We start from the raw sequence: 1,292 nt of genomic DNA, 5'->3' as shown, positions 1-1,292 counted from the left end.
GAGGACGGCCGCAAAGTACCGTCATCGCAGATGCAGCGCGGCGATCTCATCTTCTACGGCCCCAACGCCAGCCAGCACGAAGCCATGTACCTCGGCGACGGCATGATGCTCGAAGCCCCCTACACCGGGTCAGTGGTCAAAATCTCCCCCGTACGCAGCTCCGGCATGACGCCCTACGTCACGCGCTTGATCGAATACTGACACCCCGCGCGAGCGCTACGTTGGCCGCGTTGCTGACCAGTCACTCCGCCCCGACTTGGCCGCTGCGAACAGGCTCCTCTATTGCCTCACGCCGCTGCCTGCGGCGCGGCCGGCCAGAAGCGTGGAACAGGGCCGTCGCGCCGGCGGCTCACATCACGACAATGACGGCGCACAGGATCAGCCACGTTTGCCACCCGAGACTGTTCGGGCAGACGTCCATCAGCAAGCGCATATCAGGCCCTCCTCCACAGTGAGCGTCTCCCAGCCGAAGGACGCAATCGGCATGAGTCTCGTAAAGATCTGCTGAAGATCGCGCCGCTTCGTGCGGTCTGCGCCGCCGCGGCTGCTTCAGCGGGCACCATGCGGGATATGGATAACCACCCGGGTACACCGCCTGAGCAGGCGAAGGGATACCGCGCCCTGGTCGTCGACGACGAACTTCCCCTGGCCGAAGTGGTGGCCAGCTACCTGGAACGCGAGCAGTTCGAGGCGGTCGTGGCCGGCAACGGCGTCGACGCGATCGCCGTCGCGCGCGACCTCGATCCCGATGTCGTCATCCTGGACATCGGTCTGCCCGGCATCGATGGTCACATCAGCGTCGTTGTGGACCGCGTCGCTGCTCGCAGCGCTCGGCGATGACTGAGAGTCTGTTGTCGCATTCGAACAGGCAGTGATGAACAGGGCCGACGCTGCCAACGCCGCAAACCCAGTTCCACATCGCTTGTGCTGCATCGCGCATCCTTCTTATACAACTTCGTGACACCAGGCCACGCGGCAAGCGCTCTCGCAGCCTCGGTCCAGCCTCAAGATTCCGAGTATGGGTCGGTTCGTGTCCCGATGAAGACTTGATGAAGAAGCCTCACTGTCCTGTCGGTACGCGCAGCCCTGCCCAGGGCGTCATACCAGCGTCGCGCCGTTGCCCTGTGCCGCCCATCTACTATTGCACTACGTAGATAGTCCGCGACCGGAAGGTTTCTAAGCCTCGATCCACCGATAAATTGGTTGGTCGTGGGGTGTCGGAATGAGGAAAGTGCCCCTTGAGCTGGGAGGATTGGTGTTCTCTACGCATCAATCAGGCCAGTTCAGAAAGG

At 62.6% G+C, this 1,292-nt stretch carries 1 protein-coding gene and 1 pseudogene; both read left to right on the top strand.

From position 1 onward, the window contains the following. Window positions 1–201: NlpC/P60 family protein (locus MCHLDSM_RS35790; protein ID WP_201780361.1), on the top strand; the 201-nt coding region annotated here is incomplete at its 5' end. Window positions 202–561: 360 nt separating this feature from the next. Beyond that, window positions 562–789: pseudogene (locus tag MCHLDSM_RS06590) on the top strand (response regulator transcription factor); the annotation flags it as partial. Window positions 790–1,292 lie beyond the last annotated feature (503 nt).

Origin of the sequence: Mycolicibacterium chlorophenolicum, from assembly GCF_001044235.1 — a bacterium.
In the GTDB taxonomy this organism is placed as follows: domain Bacteria; phylum Actinomycetota; class Actinomycetes; order Mycobacteriales; family Mycobacteriaceae; genus Mycobacterium; species Mycobacterium chlorophenolicum.
The sequence above is the reverse complement of the archived record's forward strand: the minus strand, read 5'-3'. Positions and strand labels throughout refer to the sequence as shown.